General features: G+C 52.2%; 14 protein-coding genes and 1 riboswitch. All 14 genes read left to right on the plus strand.

What is annotated here, in order from left to right:
* Positions 1-8: 8 nt before the first annotated feature.
* The 14 genes from galU to ACE5KN_RS05360 all read left to right on the plus strand — a co-directional run bounded on the left by galU (position 9) and on the right by ACE5KN_RS05360 (position 16,519).
* A complete protein-coding gene (galU, locus tag ACE5KN_RS05295; RefSeq protein WP_355315751.1) occupies positions 9-899 on the plus strand; it encodes a UTP--glucose-1-phosphate uridylyltransferase GalU in 891 nt (296 codons plus the stop codon).
* A 17-nt stretch (positions 900-916) separates the two neighbouring features.
* Complete coding sequence (locus ACE5KN_RS05300; protein WP_375523250.1) at positions 917-1,615, plus strand: sugar transferase; 699 nt, start codon at positions 917-919, stop codon at positions 1,613-1,615.
* On the plus strand, positions 1,615-2,553 hold the full coding sequence (locus tag ACE5KN_RS05305; RefSeq protein ID WP_375523249.1) for a glycosyltransferase: 939 nt from the start codon (positions 1,615-1,617) through the stop codon (positions 2,551-2,553). The genes ACE5KN_RS05300 and ACE5KN_RS05305 overlap by 1 nt, the downstream gene beginning before the upstream one ends.
* Positions 2,554-2,566: 13 nt before the next feature.
* Complete coding sequence (locus tag ACE5KN_RS05310; protein ID WP_375523248.1) at positions 2,567-3,913, plus strand: O-antigen ligase family protein; 1,347 nt, start codon at positions 2,567-2,569, stop codon at positions 3,911-3,913.
* Positions 3,910-4,683, plus strand: a complete 774-nt coding sequence (locus ACE5KN_RS05315) for a WecB/TagA/CpsF family glycosyltransferase (RefSeq protein ID WP_375523247.1) — start codon at positions 3,910-3,912, stop codon at positions 4,681-4,683. The genes ACE5KN_RS05310 and ACE5KN_RS05315 overlap by 4 nt, the downstream gene beginning before the upstream one ends.
* A 39-nt stretch (positions 4,684-4,722) precedes the next feature.
* Positions 4,723-6,168, plus strand: coding sequence for an O-antigen ligase family protein (locus ACE5KN_RS05320; protein WP_375523246.1), 1,446 nt, complete (start codon positions 4,723-4,725; stop codon positions 6,166-6,168).
* Positions 6,169-6,174: 6 nt separating this feature from the next.
* Entirely contained in the window at positions 6,175-7,554 is a 1,380-nt protein-coding gene (locus tag ACE5KN_RS05325) for a lipopolysaccharide biosynthesis protein (RefSeq protein ID WP_375523245.1), read from the plus strand.
* Positions 7,555-7,576: 22 nt separating this feature from the next.
* The gene (locus tag ACE5KN_RS05330; protein ID WP_375523244.1) at positions 7,577-8,419 is read left to right on the plus strand and encodes a glycosyltransferase family 2 protein; all 843 of its coding nucleotides are present in this window, start codon (positions 7,577-7,579) and stop codon (positions 8,417-8,419) included.
* Positions 8,406-9,596 carry a glycosyltransferase family 4 protein gene (locus tag ACE5KN_RS05335; protein ID WP_375523243.1) on the plus strand — a complete coding sequence of 397 codons (1,191 nt, stop codon included), beginning with the start codon at positions 8,406-8,408 and terminating at the stop codon, positions 9,594-9,596. Before ACE5KN_RS05330 ends, ACE5KN_RS05335 begins: the two co-directional genes overlap by 14 nt.
* Complete coding sequence (locus ACE5KN_RS05340) at positions 9,590-10,741, plus strand: glycosyltransferase family 4 protein (protein WP_375523242.1); 1,152 nt, start codon at positions 9,590-9,592, stop codon at positions 10,739-10,741. The genes ACE5KN_RS05335 and ACE5KN_RS05340 overlap by 7 nt, the downstream gene beginning before the upstream one ends.
* 29 nt (positions 10,742-10,770) lie before the next feature.
* Entirely contained in the window at positions 10,771-11,880 is a 1,110-nt protein-coding gene (locus ACE5KN_RS05345) for a glycosyltransferase (RefSeq protein WP_375523241.1), read from the plus strand.
* Complete coding sequence (locus ACE5KN_RS05350; RefSeq protein ID WP_375523448.1) at positions 11,880-13,220, plus strand: UDP-glucose dehydrogenase family protein; 1,341 nt, start codon at positions 11,880-11,882, stop codon at positions 13,218-13,220. The genes ACE5KN_RS05345 and ACE5KN_RS05350 overlap by 1 nt, the downstream gene beginning before the upstream one ends.
* Before the next feature lie 63 nt (positions 13,221-13,283).
* Positions 13,284-14,657 (plus strand): sugar phosphate nucleotidyltransferase, encoded by a 1,374-nt coding sequence (locus tag ACE5KN_RS05355; RefSeq protein WP_375523240.1) that lies wholly within the window; start codon positions 13,284-13,286, stop codon positions 14,655-14,657.
* A gap of 168 nt (positions 14,658-14,825) precedes the next feature.
* Positions 14,826-14,913: riboswitch (cyclic di-GMP riboswitch) on the plus strand.
* A 28-nt stretch (positions 14,914-14,941) separates the two neighbouring features.
* Positions 14,942-16,519 (plus strand): glycosyl hydrolase, encoded by a 1,578-nt coding sequence (locus ACE5KN_RS05360; protein WP_375523447.1) that lies wholly within the window; start codon positions 14,942-14,944, stop codon positions 16,517-16,519.
* The last annotated feature ends 36 nt before the right edge of the window (positions 16,520-16,555 follow it).

Raw genomic sequence — 16,555 nt, forward strand, 5'->3', positions numbered from 1 at the left:
CGAGTGCGATGAAAAGAGTGAAAAAAGCGATTATACCAGCTGCTGGTCTCGGGACGCGCTTTCTGCCTGCGACCAAGGCCATGCCTAAAGAAATGCTTCCGATCATTAACAAGCCGACCATTCAATACATCGTGGAAGAAGCGATTGAATCCGGCATTGAAGATATCATCATCGTAACAGGAAAAGGCAAACGCGCTATTGAGGATCACTTCGACAACGCATTCGAGCTGGAATCCAGACTGCTGGAGGACGGCAAGCTTGAAATTTTACAGGAAGTGCAGCGCTCCTCCAAAGTGGATATTCACTATATCCGTCAAAAAGAACCGAAAGGCCTGGGACATGCCGTGTGGTGCGCAAGACGTTTTATCGGGGATGAGCCGTTTGGCGTGCTGCTGGGAGATGATATTGTCACAGGTCAGACCCCGTGCCTGCGCCAGCTAATTGAACAATATGAAGATACGCAGAATTCGATCATCGGTGTACAGCGTGTTCCGGATGAAGTGACACATCGCTACGGGATCATTGAGCCTGATCTTCAGGACGGCAGACTGTACCGTGTGAACAATTTTGTGGAGAAGCCGCCAAAAGGAACAGCGCCATCGAATCTGGCCATTATGGGCCGATATGTGTTTTCACCCAAAATCTTTAAATACCTGGATCTGCAGGAAAGAGGAGCAGGCGGTGAAATTCAACTGACTGATGCCATTCAGAAGCTGAATCAAAGCGAGCGTGTGTACGCTTATGACTTTGAAGGCGTCCGTTATGATGTGGGTGAACGACTGGGCTTTGTGCTGACTACACTTGAATTTGCCATGAAAAGCGGCGACCTGCGCGAGCCGGTGCTGGAAGCCATGTCGGAATGGCTGGCTAAAGCTGAACATCCAACAACTGTCGGTTGAGAGGAGGCCATTAAAGCATGAGCATGGAAAAGCTGCCGGACGACTATGAGGCTGTCATGCCGGGTACGACGTTTTACATGCCATATGGAACGAAACAAATGCAGGACAAGACGTCCTATCTGGTTACCAAGCGTTTGCTGGATATGATTCTGAGTGCGATCGGGCTGATCGTACTGCTGCCGCTGTTTGTGGTTGTAGGGATTCTGATCAAGCTGGAGGACCCCAAAGGAACGGTTTTCTTCAAGCAAATCAGAGTCGGTAAAAATGAAAAGACGTTTTATATGTACAAATTCCGCTCCATGGTTTCCAATGCGGAGGAGCTGAAGAAGGATTTAATGGCACTGAATGAGGTCAGCGGAGCGATGTTCAAGATTAAAAACGATCCCCGCATCACCAAAATGGGCAAATTTCTGCGCAAAACGAGCATCGATGAAATTCCCCAGCTTTGGAACGTGCTGATCGGCGACATGAGTCTGGTCGGTCCGCGTCCTCCGCTGCCAAGTGAAGTGGAGCAGTACTCCGATTATGATAAGCAGAGACTGCTGGTCACTCCCGGTTGTACAGGGTACTGGCAGGTAACGGCCCGCAACAGCGTCGGTTTTGAGGAAATGGTGCAGATGGATTTGAAGTACATCCAGGCCCGCAGCATCTGGCTTGATCTTAAAATCATCGTCAAAACAGCCTTCATGATGATTTTCTCAAGGGACGCGTACTGATGGAGAAGCCCAACTTTCCCCGGCCAGAGCTGTCGGTCATTATTTGCACCTATAACCGCGCCGATCTGCTGGACAAAACGCTCGTTTCCCTGCTGAGCTTGCATGAGCTGCATCGGGCCGAAATTATCGTGGTCGATAATCGCTCTTCCGATCATACGGCAGAGGTCGTTCGGCGCTTTATTGCTGCGCACGGTGAATTCGTTAATGCAACCTATCATTTTGAAGCCGAGCAGGGGCTTTCTGCGGCACGCAATGCGGGGATCAGGCTGGCGGCTGCCGATATTATCGCCTTTCTGGACGATGACGCCATTCCCGCGCCTTCCTGGATTCGCACGATTATTTCCGCTTTCGGGCGGAATCCGGACATGAGCGCCATGGGCGGGCCTATTGCTCCCATCTTTGAATCCGAACGTCCGGCATGGTTAACGGGCCCTCTTGAGCTCCCTTACACGATCGTTAATCTTGGCACGGAGGAGAGAGAATACCCGCGCAGCCTGAATCCGTTCGGGGCCAACATGGCCATGCGCAGGCAGGCTTTGGAAGAGAATCTTTTCCCGCTTCATCTGGGGAGAAAGGGAAATCTTCTTCTGTCAGGAGAAGAATCCTGGGTGTTTCAGCAAATCCGTGGAAAAGGCGGTCTGGTCAAATACCATCCGGACATGGCGGTTGACCATTTCGTGCCTGCCGCTCGCTTGACCAAAGAATGGATTATGAACCGCTATTACTGTCAGGGGATGTCCCATGCGGTTCAGTGCACCAGTCTGAAGGAGAGGGTTATGCTGATGGGCAAGACAGCAGCCAAGCTGCTGTATATTACGGTCAGTTCCCTGAAAGCACGCTCTGAGGGCAGCAAAATGCTGATCCGCTGCAGGCTGGAAAGCATCCGTGGAACCATGGATACGATACGCAATCGTAAAAGTCAATCTGCTGCAGGGTGAGAGGTGTTGAAAGATGAGTAACTATCCATGGCTTGCAAGAATGAACACCCTGCAGTACGGTTTTATTTTTCTTGCGGCCGCACTGCTTGTAGGGGTCGCGGCTACATACCAGCCGATCGTCAGTCTTGCCGCAGTATGTCTGCTGCTGCTGCTGGTGGTTTCCCTCCGGCATCCGGAACGGATCAGCTATGTGGTGCTGCTGAGCACAGCGGTGTCCGTCGATGTTTTGTATTCCGGGAGCGTATTTGGAGTAGAGATTCTGTCCCTTTACAAGCTGGGAATTCTGGCGCTGCTTGTGCCGTGTATGCTGGTGTATGGCATTCGGCTCAAATTCAGCTATCCGATCTTTGCCTTAATCGCCATGCTGGGCATCACTTTCACCGTTTCGGTATGGCTGCCGACCTTGACGGCTTCTATTGCCATTAAAGCGTTTATCGGATTGTCGCTACCTTTTTGTTTTCTGCTGATCAAGTGGAAGAAGGAAGTGGCGCAGAAGCATATGACCATGATCAGTCTGCTGCCGATCATCAGTGTAGGCATAGGCCTTCTCCTGTCAGTGGCAGGCCTTCATTCTTTTACGGATGTTGAGTTTACCGGAGCTGTAAGGGTGCAGGGAGCCAATATACCGCCGCATCTGGCGATGCTTGCTTTTCTTGGCATCGCGGTTGCGCTCATTGAGCTCAAGCGCAGACCTCGGCAGACGGTGTTTTTTTATGCAGTGCTTGCTCTGAATTTTCTGATTCTGATTGCTACCGGCACCAGAGGACCGATCCTGGCACTGATTCTGATGTTACTGGTGTATCTGTTTGACATCTCACGGCAGTATCTCAAAGGGAAAATCAACTATCTGATTCCACTGGCAGGATCGTTCGTGCTTGTCCTTGGTGCATTGGCCCTGCAGTGGGATAACTTGCAAAAGCGTTCCTTCGAACGGCAGACATCCGAAGGTATCGATTTGTCAGGGAGAACGGAGGCCTGGGAATATTTTCTGAACAGGGTGCAGGATTATCCGTGGTCGGGGAGAGGACTGGGCGCCGTAACCGTAGCGAATGATGGAACCCTGTTCCGCGGTTTTGTCGTTCCGCATAACGAATATATCCGCTTTTATTTTGATACAGGGTATATCGGCTGCGGTTTGCTGATGCTCTCGCTGCTGATCGTGTTTGTTCTCATTTACAGATCTCTTCCCAAGCTGATCAAGCCGTACTACGCAGGCTTAATTGCCGGATTTCTGATCTATTCTTTTTCCGATAACACCTTGTCGACAGTTCAAATGATCATTCCGTTCTGCTGGTATCTGAACTGTCTTTACCAGACATCCAATCAATACGATTTCCGCAAAAGAGAAGTGATACGATGAGCAGAGTGAACATGTTTGATGTCAACTTTGATAATTACGATTTTAATGATCTACTCGAATTTATTGATAGAGCCATTCGGACGCAGCATCATTCCTATATTCTCACCTGCAATGTGGATCATGTAATCAAGCTCCGCAAGGATGATGAATTCCGGCGGGTTTACTCGGATGCGGGGGCAGTCGTTGCCGACGGCATGCCGATCATATGGGCATCAAAGCTTCTGCGAAAACCGTTGAAGGAGAAGGTATCCGGCTCGGACTTGTTCCATAAGCTCGGCGAGGCTTTTGAGGAAAGGAATTACAGGCTGTTTTTTCTCGGCTCGGCACGAGGGGTGCCTGAAAAGGCGATGCGAAATCTGCAGGAATCCTTCCCGCGAATGAACATTGTGGGCTGTTATTCTCCATCCTACGGCTTTGAGAAGAATGAAGAGGAGAACAAGCGAATTGTTGAGATGCTCATTGAATCCCGGCCGGATATCGTATTTGTCGGTGTCGGAGCGCCGAAGCAGGAAAAATGGATTTACCAGCATTATGAAACGTACCGTGCACCGGTCTCCATCGGGGTGGGCGCCACCTTCGATTTCCTGTCAGGCTCCGTGAAGCGGGCCCCGGATTTTATGCAAAAGGCCGGATTCGAATGGTTCTGGAGATTGTCGCAGGAGCCGCGCCGCTTGTGGAAAAGATACCTGATCGAGGATTCGCAGTTTGTGCTTCTGCTAGCCAAAGAAATGCTCAAACGCAACCGTCTGAAGGGAGGCAATGCGGAATGACGATTTCCTCAGAAGCCTGGGCTGAAAGGGAGGCCTGAAATGAGAAATGAAGGCCGTTTGTTAAATCAATCGCCCGCGATGTGGAGCAGCCGCAACCTTTCTTTATTGGCTATGGGGGCGGCAGCCTGCATGCTTCCGTTTATTATCGGTTTTATCAGCGCCAAAATGAGTCCGACCATGAGCCAGCAGGGCGCCATTGTACTTGCCTTGGTATTTCCGGCATTCGTACTTGCGGTGATCCAGTCCAGGGCATTGATTCCTTACACGCTTGTGGTATGGGCCATAGGACCGGAGATCCGGCGGATTGCGGATTGGATGGAAGGGACCTACCATTCCGTGTCACTGCTGAGCATCGCGCCGCTGCTTACAAGCACCATGATCCTGATTCCTGTGCTGCGCGGCATCCATCAGGCGCAGCAGCCCTTGGCCAGAATAGCGCTCTATTTTGGAGTGGCGCTGGGTTACGGGAGCCTGATCGGAGTCGTCAAAAATGGCACGGGTTTTGCCTATGATCTGGCGAATTATATCATTCCGCTAATGATTCTGGCCTATTTTGCAGTACGGCCGTTTGATGTAAAAGACATCGATCGTCTCTTGTCTTCTTATGCCAATATCGCGGTCGCCGTGTCCGTATACGGAATTATCCAGTATATGACCGTGCCGCCGTGGGACGCCTTCTGGATGAATCATGTGGAGATGAATTCGATCGGCCTGCCTTATCCGCTGGAGATCCGGGTTTTCTCTACCCTGAATTCTCCCGGTCCCTGCGCTTTCTTCCTGGCAGGAGCGCTGATGCCGATGCTGATGGAAAAGCGCTGGCGCGGTGCCCTGGGCTGGTTCGGCGTGGTGCTGACGCTGGTGTGTCTGATGACCACCCTTGTACGCTCGGCATGGCTGCTGGTGTTTATCATGCTGCTAGCCTATATTTTGACTTCCTCCTCCAATGGGAAGTGGAAGACGATCCTGCAGCTGGTCGTGCTGGGAGCGCTGCTGGTGTACATCGTTCCCAAGCTTCCGGGGGCTGAAGGATTGGTCGCACGGATGGAGACACTGACGGCCCTTGAAGAGGACCGGTCCTACAATGACCGGCTGGATCTGCTGAATACGATGCTTCCCGCCGTGACAGGCAACCCGGTTGGGCAGGGGCTCGGCAGTGTAGGCACCGGAACGAAGCTGGATAACGGCGGAGATCTTGGCGAGCATGGCATTATGGACAACGGGTTCATCGCGCTGCTTCTGACTTTTGGTGTTCCGGGCGTCGTCTTTTTCTTTGCAGGCCTGTTTCTCATAGTGAAGAAGCTGCTTTCCCGGATTGCCACACGGAATTCTTTTCAGTCTTACGCTCGGCTGGGGTTTGCGGCATGGGTCGGAGCTTGTGCCAATCTGATCTCTGATAACGGCTTTCCCGGCTTGCGGGGGTATGTAGTCTGGGTGCTGATCGGGGTTGGATTATGGGCCAAAGATGCGATGGCGGAAAGAAGGTGACAACAGGTGCAAAATTTACAGACGCTGTCCAATCCGATCCGGACAGTTATCGGAACCATCATGCGTTTCGCCAGAAGCAAAGACAACAGCTCGGCCGCCGTGAAGACCATGATCGTCAGCATGCTGATCCTGGTTGTGAATATGCTGACAGGCATCCTGACAGCGCGTTATCTGGGGCCAACCGGGCGCGGTGAGCAGACGGCCATGGTGAACTGGTCGCAATTCCTCGCCTTTTGCATGACCTTTGGTGTTCCTTCGGCACTGATTTACAATGCCAAAAGAAATCCAAGGGATGCAGGCAGCCTGTATGGCATTGCCTTGCTGCTGGCCGTCATCTTCGGAAGTTTGGCGTCAACCGTCGGGGTTGTGCTGATTCCGTTCTGGCTCGACGCTTTTAGTCCAAACGTTATCCTGTTTGCACAAATATCCATGGTGATGTGCCCGTTGATTGCCATTTCGCAAATCAACAATGCCATGATGCAGGTACGCGGCGAGTATAAGCAATACAATATTTTTCGTTATCTTGTTCCGCTGAGCACGCTTGCTTTATTGGGGCTTCTAATTTTAACAGGTTATATGACCCCCTATACCTCTGCACTGGCTTACCTGCTTCCGTCGGTGCCGGTGTATGTGGCCGTCACGGTGCGGCTCGTTCGGGAGTACAGGCCGAAAATTAAAAACGGCTGGCTGCATTTCAAGCGCCTGTTCACTTACGGAATGGGCTCTTATGGCAATGATCTGATGGGCCAGGTTTCCTACTATATCGATCAGATTCTGATCGCCGCGCTTTTGGCGCCTGCCGAACTCGGTTTGTATGCGGTGGCCGTCAGCCTGGCCCGAATGGTTAACGTATTCTCGACATCGATTATCGTCGTTCTTTTCCCGAAAGCTTCAAGCCTGGAAAAAGAGGACGCGATCGCCATCACGTTCAGAGCCTTTCGCATTACTTCGACCGCGGCCATTCTGGCGGCGATCGTACTGATGCTGATTGCTCCCTTTGTATTTACACTGCTGTACGGACCCGAATTTAAAGAAGCGCTAACGGTCTTCAGGCTGCTGGTGCTCGAAGTTTCCATCGGAGGGGGGACCATGGTGCTGGCACAGGCATTCATGGCGCTCGGCAAGCCCAAGCTTGTTACCATTCTTCAAGGACTCGGCCTGGCTCTGGTTGTTCCGCTGCTGATTATACTTGTACCTGCATACGGTCTCACGGGGGCCGGCATAGCCATGCTGTCATCGGTAATTCTCAGATTTATCTGCATTCTGTTCAACGTCAGATTTGTACTGAAGACCAAAATACCGAGATTGTTGATTTCCAGACAGGATATTCAATGGCTCCGTACAACGATGTCAAATTATATTCGGAGAAAACCAGAGAACGGTTAAAGAAAAAAGGAGGCACCCCCTAATGAACCACATGTCGAGCGTTCCGGCGGATAACAAAATATCGGTTGTTATCATTGCCCAGGATGACGCAGTCAGAATTGCGAATGCCATTCAGTCCTGTAAAGTCTTTGCTGATGAAATTGTCGTCATCGACGGCGGCAGCAAAGACAATACAGTCCAGGTATCCGAGTCCTTGGGCTGCAGCGTGTTTACCAACCCTTGGCCGGGTTATGCCAAGCAGCGGACGTTCGGCGTACAGCACGCAAGCTATGATTGGATTTTTCTGATTGATACGGATGAGGTCGTCGATGAAGAACTGGCGGCCGATATTCTGAAGCATAAAGAAACGCTGTATGATCCTGCCAAGGCATACTCTTTGTTCCGGATTGGCGACTTCCTCGGCAAATGGATGAATAGGGGTGAATATCTGGTTCGGATGTTTAACCGCCGGATCTATGGAATTACAAACAGTCTCGTTCATGAAATGCCTGATGTATCGGAAGAACATACGGTCAAGCTGAACGGCGTGCTCTGGCATTACGGCTTCCGCAGCATCAGCGACCATGTGATGAGATTTAACAAATACACGGATCTGGAGGCCCAGACCGCCTATAACAAAGGCAAGCCATTCCGGATTACGAACCTCCTGTTCAGGCCGCCTGCCCGTTTCGTGCAGAAATATTTCCTGCATGGCTTGTACCGTAAGGGGCTTGCGGGTTTTGCCGTCTCTTTTTTCTGGGTCATGTATGAATTTCTCGTCTGCTTCAAGCATTATGAACTGACCCGGCGGCAGAAACAGCTGACCATTACAGAAGAGGAGCCTGCCGAGAAAAAAAAGGGGGAAACCACTTATGTCGTACAGTAGCGGCGGATTCCGCATCGCGGCGACAGGGCTAAGCTGGCCCTCGCTGCAGCCGGGTGGGCTGAACACCTACTTCAAGTCCATCTGCGAGGAGCTGTCCAAACGAAATCAGCTGGATGCCTTGATTTGTAACGAGAATAAGCCTGAGGCGCCCGATCGGATCAAGATTCACAATATCGGCAGCAACGGCCTCTCGCTCTGGAAGCGCAGAGATCTGATGCAGCGCTATGCGGCAGACTTCTTCAATCGCCAGCCGGTGGATGTGCTGTACTCCCATTTTGCCCCTTATGGCGTGGGGCCGGCTTTGGAAGCGAGAAAACGCGGAATTCCGGTTGTCATGACCTTTCACGGTCCATGGACGGAGGAAATGAAGATTGAAGGCCAGGGGCTTAAACACTTGCTCAAAACAACGATGGCAAAATCGATTGAAATGAAGGCCTACGGCCTGGCTGACAAGTTTATCGTCCTCAGCGAGACGTTCCGTGACATCCTGCACCAGCAGTACAGAGTCCCGCTGCAGAAAATTCATATTATCCCCGGTGCCGCTGATGTCGAACGGTTCCATCCCCCCGCAGACCGCAGCGAGGTGCGTACCCGCCTGCAGCTGCCGCAGGAAGCGACGATCATACTGACCGTGCGCAGATTGGTCAACCGGATGGGGCTGGTTCAGCTGCTGGAAGCGTGGAGGCATGTTGCCCAGCGGCATCCGGATCATATTCTGCTGATCGGCGGCAAAGGGCCGCTCCGCGAAGAGCTTGAGGCGAAGATCAGAGAGTACGGGCTTGACGGGCAGGTGAAGCTGCTGGGTTATGTCTCCGACGAGGAGCTTCCTTTATATCACCAGGCCTCGGATATGTTCATTGTGCCGACTCAGGCTCTGGAAGGCTTTGGGCTGATCACGGTGGAGGCTATGGCATCAGGGCTGCCGGTGATGGCGACACCGGTTGGGGGCAGCAAAGAGATTCTGAGCAAGTTCCGGCCTGAACTCCTGTTCAGCGGGACGGACAGCCAAGCCATCAAAAACGGGATGCTGCGCATCCTGGGGGAACGGACTTTATTGCCTGGACGTGAAGAATGCCGGGCGCACGTGCTGGAAAATTACACGTGGGAACGGGTGGCGGAGCAGGTGGAGGATGTATTCGATCAAGTCGTGAACAGAAAGGCGGCGGCAGGATGCTGAAGGTGGCATATATCGATCATACCGCCAGATGGAGCGGCGGTGAAGTAGCATTATACAACATATTGACCCATATCGGAGAGCACATTGAACCGCTGGTCATTCTGGCGGAGGAAGGGGATCTGGCCGACCGGCTGCGCCAGAAGGGCATCGACGTCCGCATTGTCCCCATGGATGAAGAGATCCGCAACCGGAACCGGAATGCGGTTAACTTCGGAGCGCCTGCGGCTGCTTTCAAGATGCTGTCTTATGGCAAAAACCTGGCTCCCCTGTTAAAGCAGGAAAATGTGCAGTGCGTGCATACCAACTCGCTGAAATCAGCTATCTATGGGGCCGTAGCCGCCAAATCGGCGAGAATCCCCCTGATCTGGCATATCCGTGATCATATCGGCCCGCCGTACCTCAAGCCGATAGTCGCGAAGGCCATTCGGCTGATGTCCCGCTTTTTGCCGAACGGGGTAATCGCCAATTCCAAGTCGACGCTGCAGGCATTGGAGCTGCCCGCGAATAAAAAAACGCTCGTCGTATACTCGGCCTTCGCGAAAGCAATAGGGCCCGCTGATGAAAGGGAGCCGGCTGGCAAAGACAGCGGCGAGTTCAACGTGGTCCTCGTGGGCCGGCTGGCCCACTGGAAGGGACAGCATATTTTGTTGGAAGCGGCCCGCTCCTTTAAGGAGGATGCGCGGATCAAGTTTTGGCTTGCCGGGGATGCGCTGTTCGGTGAACAGGATTACAAGCGGCAGCTTGAAGACACGATTGCCCGTTACGGGCTGAAAAACGTCAATTTACTGGGACATGTCGATGATATTCAAGGCCTGATGAGACATTGCGACCTGCTGGTTCATACCTCCATCACACCGGAGCCGTTTGGCCAGGTCATCGTGGAGGGGATGGCTGCGGGCCTGCCGGTGATTGCGTCCAATGAAGGAGGCCCGACAGAGACGGTAGTGCATGGCGAGACAGGGCTGCTGATTCAGCCGGGTGATCCTGCGAAGCTGACCGAGGCGATCCGGTGGATGCTGGACCATCCGGCAGAGCGGAAGCTGATGGGACAGAAAGGAATGACCCGGGTGAAGGAGCATTTTGTCATCGAAAATACCGTCAAAGATATCGTTCGTTACTACAAAGGGTTGCTGGCAGGTGTGTAAACGATCATGCGTTTAAAAGGATGGTACTGATGAAAATAGCGATAGCACATGATTATTTGATCCAAATGGGCGGAGCCGAAAGAGTAGTCGAGGTATTTCACAGCATGTACCCTAATGCTCCCATCTTCACAACGGTGTTCAGTGACAGCCGCTTATCAAACAATTTGAAGGATGCGGATATTAGGGCCTCCTGGCTGCAGAACATTCCGGGAGTGAAGGCCAATTTCAAGGGCGTGCTTCCGCTGTATCCCATTGCCATCCGCGATTTTGACTTCAGAGAATTCGACATCGTATTGAGCTCAAGCAGCGCTTTTATGAAAAGCATTCAGGTGCCAAAGCATACTTTTCATATCTGTTACTGTCATACGCCGATGCGGTTTGCTTGGGACTACGACACTTACATGGCCGGACAATCACGTTCAAACCTGTTCAAGAGCATGCTGAGAATTTATATGAACCGTCTGAAATCATGGGATCAGAAAACGTCACGCAACGTGAATCAGTTTGTCGCCAACTCTTCGGTTGTCAAGCGGCGCATTCAATCCTATTACCACCGGGATGCTGACGTTATTTTTCCGCCGATTAATACATCCCGCTTTGAGAGATCCACCCATATCGGGGACTATTATCTGATCGTGTCCCGCCTCAATTCGTACAAGAGGATCGATCTGGCCATAGAGGCTTTTAACCGCAACGGCCTGAAGCTGCTCATTGTTGGCGAGGGACCGGACCGGAAGCGGCTGGAAGGCATGGCGAAATCCAACGTTCAATTTCTTGGCAGATTGGAGGACGGCGAGGTTAACAAGCTGATGGCGGAGTGCCGGGCGCTGATTTTTCCGGGCATTGAAGACTTCGGCATCACCCCGCTGGAGGCCAACGCGGCCGGCCGGCCGGTCATAGCTTTTCAGGGAGGCGGGGCGCTCGACACGATCGTGCCGTATCTGAACGGTGTTTTCTTCCGCAGGCATGAAGTGGAAGATGTGCTGGAAGCCGTGGAAGCCGTGGAAAGGCATGAATGGAACGTGGACGACATTACACGGCATGCGCGTAAATTTGACGAAAACACGTTCAAGGAACAGTTCAAGAAGTATGTGGAGCAAGCCTATGTGAACTTTCTTAAAGGGGGATTGAAGCCATGATGAAGCTGGCTGTGATCGGAACGGGATATGTAGGTCTGGTATCGGGAGTATGCTTTGCGCTGAAGGATAACAAGGTCATTTGTGTGGATATGGCTGAAGAGAAAATTGAAAAGCTGAAGCGGGCCGAGTCGCCCATTTACGAACCTGGTATTGAGGAGCTGATTGAGCAGAATCTCCGCGAAGAGCGGCTTGAGTTCACCTCGGACCTGGGTGAAGCTGTTCGCCGTTCCGATATTATTATTCTGGCGGTCGGGACACCATCCCTGCCAAACGGGGAAGCCAATCTGCAGTATATTGAGCAGGCGGCGGCCGATGTAGGCGCGGCGATGAACGGCTACAAAATCATTATGACCAAGAGCACCGTGCCTGTCGGAACGAACGAAAAAATCCGTGAGGTTGTTGCGCGGCATACCCGTCATGCATTTGATATCGTATCCGCACCCGAGTTTCTGCGCGAAGGATCTGCGATCAGCGATACGCTGCATCCTGACCGCATCATTATCGGGATTGACAATCCAGAGCTGCGTGAGACGATGGTCGAGCTGCACCAGGATTTTACGGACAATATCTATGTAACGGATATCCGGAGCGCCGAGATGATCAAGTACGCCTCCAACGCCTTTCTGGCCACGAAAATTTCATTTATTAATGAGATCGCAAATATTTGCGAAAAAGTGGGCGCTGACGTCACCAATGTAGCGGTTGGCATGGGTATGGACAAACGCATAGGCTCCTCCTTCCTGCAGGCGGGAATCGGATATGGCGGTTCGTGCTTCCCCAAGGACACGAATGCCCTGATTCAAATCGCGGGCAATGTGGATTACGAGTTCAAGCTGCTTAAATCCGTAGTGGAAGTCAACACAGATCAACGCTATATGATTATTTCCAAGCTGCGCGAATCCCTCGGGCAGTTAAACGGTATACATGTAGGCATTTGGGGCTTGTCCTTCAAGCCGAACACGGATGATATCCGGGAGGCGCCGTCTCTTGAAATCGTGGAGACTCTGGTGAAGGAAGGCGCGTTTGTCAAAGTCCATGATCCGATCGCGATGGACAAATTCAGGGAGCAGTTTGATCACGAGCATATTCAGTGGTGCTCCACGGCCGAAGAAGCGGCGCTTGGCTGTGATGCCGTCTGCCTGCTGACCGATTGGGATCACTACAGGCAGGTTGACCTGCGCATGCTTGGCTCCGTGCTGCGCAAGCCGGTTCTCATTGACGGACGTAATGTATTTTCCGAACAGCAGATCGCCGAATCCGGATTGGAGTATTATTCGGTCGGCAGACCACGCATGAGTGGGCTGAACGGCCTTTCGCCAAGCGTTGCGGGTGCAGTATAATATTAGTGTATAGGAAAATTTGCCCTTTTAAGGAAATTTACTTCGTGGAGGGAGAGTGGAGTTATGAAATTGGTACTCTTGTCTGGCGGTTCCGGTAAAAGGTTATGGCCTCTGTCCAACGATTCCCGTTCCAAACAATTTCTGAAGGTGCTGGAAAGCCCGGAGGGGCTTCCTGAATCCATGGTGCAGCGGGTATGGAGACAGCTGGGAGACGCCGGAATGGCGGAGTCCTCATATATTGCAACTGGCAGAGCTCAGGTCGAAATGATTCAGAGCCAGATCGGCGGCGACGTCAGCATCATCGTGGAGCCTGAGCGCAGGGATACCTTCCCGGCCATTGCGCTTACGGCTACCTACTTGTACAGCATCGCCGGCGTATCTCCGGATACGGTTGTTGCGATTTTGCCGGTGGACCCGTATGTGGAGCAGACCTTCTTCCATACGGTGGCACGCATGGAATATACGCTGCAGAAAACGGGCGCCAATCTGGCTCTGATGGGTGTCGTTCCATCCTATCCATCCGAAAAATACGGTTATATCATTCCGAAAGAAGGACCGGCCGGAATTGCAGGCTGCCTGCAGGTCAGCCATTTTCAAGAGAAACCGAGCAAAGAGCAGGCTGAGCTTCTGATTGAGCGGAGCGCGCTCTGGAACTGCGGAGTTTTTGCTTTCCGTCTGGGATATCTGCTGAACATTCTGGAAGGGAAGGGGCTTCCGCTGAATTATGAAGAACTGCAGAAACAATATCATATTTTGCCTAAAATAAGCTTTGATTATGAAGTGGTAGAGAAGGAAGAGAATATCGTAGTTCTTCCATATGATGGCTTCTGGAAGGATCTCGGCACCTGGAACACGCTGACGGAGGAAATGTCACAGCGTCAGGTGGGCAAGGGAGTAATGACTGAGGATTCCGTGAATACAAGCCTGATCAACGAGCTGGACATTCCGGTTACCATTATCGGGGCCAGCGATCTGATCGTAGCGGCCAGTCCGGATGGCATTCTTGTAACCAACAAGGCGGAGAGCCCGCGGATCAAGGAAGTACTGAAGGCTCACAATCAGCGTCCGATGTATGAGGAGCGCCGTTGGGGGCATTACCGGGTTGTGGATTATGTGAAATATCCGGAGGGCAATGAAGTGCTCACCAAACGGATTTGTATCGAGAAGGGCAAAAATATCAGCTACCAGCTTCATCGCAAGCGGAGCGAAATTTGGACGATCATCAGCGGCGAAGCGGAAGTGATTCTGAACGAGAAGCTGCACAAAGTAAAGGCCGGCGACGTTGTCCGCATTCCGGAAGGCACCAAGCACAGCATTCTGGCGGTGACCGATGTGGAACTGATTGAGGTACAAGCAGGATCGGAGCTGGTGGAAGAAGATACCGTCCGTTTCTGCATGGATTGGAATGAAATTTCTCTGCAACAGTTCATTTCCTGAAAAACGCACTTGTTGCGTTTTTACGCATATCATTGCAAAAAATGATGTTGTTTTACAGGTTTTTTTGTCATAATATCTGAAAAAATGGGTTTCAGCATAAATGATCTATTAATTTTTGGTAAATCGGAGTCGATACTCTAGGATAAGAAGGAGCTTCATAGACCTTCATACGAAAAATGGCAACCCTGTCGAAAGACAGGTGAACGCAAAGCTATAGGGCCTTACCCCATCGAGGGCTGGCAGCCTGGCTACCGAGAGGGAGAGAATTGGTGAAAACTTATTCTATGTATCGATTTTTTAAAAAACTGCTGCCTGTCGTGCTGTTTTGCTCTCTGCTCCCATCAGGCCTGTCCCGGGAACACACTGCCCATGCCGAAGCAGCGCCCATTAATCCGGCTGCTTCGGCCGGGGCGCGCGAATTATATGCGTACTTGTCCAGTTTGGACGGAAAAGGGATGATTACAGGTCAGCATGATTATCTGGAGAGCCCGGATGAGCTGAACATCAAACTGAAGAAAATCAGCGGGCAGTATGCCGGCCTGCACGGCTATGAGCTGGGGGCTGTCTCCAACCAGTCGGCTGCAGAGGCCGAGGCCCAGCGCAGCAATGTAGTGTATAGCGCGATTAATTGGCACAATGCCGGCGGCATCGTTGCCATAACCTTTCATCAGGCGCTTCCCGGCAAACCGTTGACCTGGGCCAATGTACAGGCCAAGATTACCCAGGCGCAATTTGACAAGTACGTGACACCAGGTACCAGGGAATATGCACGGCTGATCGCGGATCTGGATCAAGTCGCGGTGTCCCTTGGCCAGCTGCGGGATGCGGGTGTGCCCGTTCTATGGCGGCCTTACCACGAGATGAACGGGGATTGGTTCTGGTGGGGAAACAAGAAGAACTTTGTGAAATTATGGGATATCATGTATGACCGATTTGTGAATGTCCACCAGCTGAACAATCTGCTGTGGGTCTGGAATCCCAACGCTCCGAATGCTTGGTCAGCTCCTTATGTCAGTACGTTTCCCGGTTTGTCCAAGGTCGACATTCTGGCTGCGGACATCTATGACAATGATTTCGAGCAGAGCTACTACGACGGATTGCTGAGTCTGGCCGGAGAAAAACCGATTGCCATTGGCGAGCACGGCGAGATGCCTTCCGAGAGAGTGCTGTCTGCCCAGCCGAAATGGGTCTACTCCATGACCTGGGGCAACATGCTGACACAAAACAATTCGAACGATCAGATTATTGCATACATGAATGAAGACAGAACACTGACTCGGGATGAATTGGCTGCAGATATGGCCGCTCCTCCTGAAGCCCCTCCTGTGGAGCCGCCTGATACTGCTCCTCCGGGAACACCGCCGGTCGGGGAGGAACCTGATCCGGAGCCTGACCCGGAACCTGCCCCCGAGCCTGTTCCAGATGCGGTATATGAGGGACTGCACGCCGAGTTCTTCAACAATATCGAGCTAAGCGGAACACCTGTGCTTACGCGCACGGATGCCAAGCTGGATTTTAACTGGCGCAGTGCCGCGCCGGATCCGGCGGTACCTGCCGATCAATTCTCCGTACGCTGGACAGGCAAGGTAAAACCGAAATACAGCGGCACCTATACTTTTACGACCATTTCCGATGACGGAATCCGGGTATGGGTGAACGGGCAGCAGATCATTGACAGTTGGTTCAAGCAAAGCTGGACAGAGCGTAAGGGAAGCATCAGCCTTGCGGCGGATCAGCTCTACGACCTCAAAGTGGAATATTACGAAGGAACAGGTGATGCCATGGCACGCCTGATGTGGGAGAGCGAGCAGGAGGCCAAAGCGGTCATTCCTTCGAGCGCTTTGTTCCATACTGTGGAATAGCTCTCTCTTTCCGGCAACCCTGTACAGAAAGTGTGG

This window comes from Paenibacillus terreus (assembly GCF_042138595.1).
In the GTDB taxonomy this organism is placed as follows: domain Bacteria; phylum Bacillota; class Bacilli; order Paenibacillales; family Paenibacillaceae; genus Paenibacillus; species Paenibacillus terreus.

What these genes read in the sequence shown, in the direction of transcription:
- galU (WP_355315751.1), top strand. Translation starts at nt 9, where the DNA reads ATGAAAAGAGTGAAAAAAGCGATTATACCAGCTGCTGGTCTCGGGACG.
- ACE5KN_RS05300 (WP_375523250.1), top strand. Translation starts at nt 917, where the DNA reads ATGAGCATGGAAAAGCTGCCGGACGACTATGAGGCTGTCATGCCGGGT.
- ACE5KN_RS05305 (WP_375523249.1), top strand. Translation starts at nt 1,615, where the DNA reads ATGGAGAAGCCCAACTTTCCCCGGCCAGAGCTGTCGGTCATTATTTGC.
- ACE5KN_RS05310 (WP_375523248.1), top strand. Translation starts at nt 2,567, where the DNA reads ATGAGTAACTATCCATGGCTTGCAAGAATGAACACCCTGCAGTACGGT.
- ACE5KN_RS05315 (WP_375523247.1), top strand. Translation starts at nt 3,910, where the DNA reads ATGAGCAGAGTGAACATGTTTGATGTCAACTTTGATAATTACGATTTT.
- ACE5KN_RS05320 (WP_375523246.1), top strand. Translation starts at nt 4,723, where the DNA reads ATGAGAAATGAAGGCCGTTTGTTAAATCAATCGCCCGCGATGTGGAGC.
- ACE5KN_RS05330 (WP_375523244.1), top strand. Translation starts at nt 7,577, where the DNA reads ATGAACCACATGTCGAGCGTTCCGGCGGATAACAAAATATCGGTTGTT.
- ACE5KN_RS05335 (WP_375523243.1), top strand. Translation starts at nt 8,406, where the DNA reads ATGTCGTACAGTAGCGGCGGATTCCGCATCGCGGCGACAGGGCTAAGC.
- ACE5KN_RS05340 (WP_375523242.1), top strand. Translation starts at nt 9,590, where the DNA reads ATGCTGAAGGTGGCATATATCGATCATACCGCCAGATGGAGCGGCGGT.
- ACE5KN_RS05345 (WP_375523241.1), top strand. Translation starts at nt 10,771, where the DNA reads ATGAAAATAGCGATAGCACATGATTATTTGATCCAAATGGGCGGAGCC.
- ACE5KN_RS05350 (WP_375523448.1), top strand. Translation starts at nt 11,880, where the DNA reads ATGAAGCTGGCTGTGATCGGAACGGGATATGTAGGTCTGGTATCGGGA.
- ACE5KN_RS05355 (WP_375523240.1), top strand. Translation starts at nt 13,284, where the DNA reads ATGAAATTGGTACTCTTGTCTGGCGGTTCCGGTAAAAGGTTATGGCCT.
- ACE5KN_RS05360 (WP_375523447.1), top strand. Translation starts at nt 14,942, where the DNA reads ATGTATCGATTTTTTAAAAAACTGCTGCCTGTCGTGCTGTTTTGCTCT.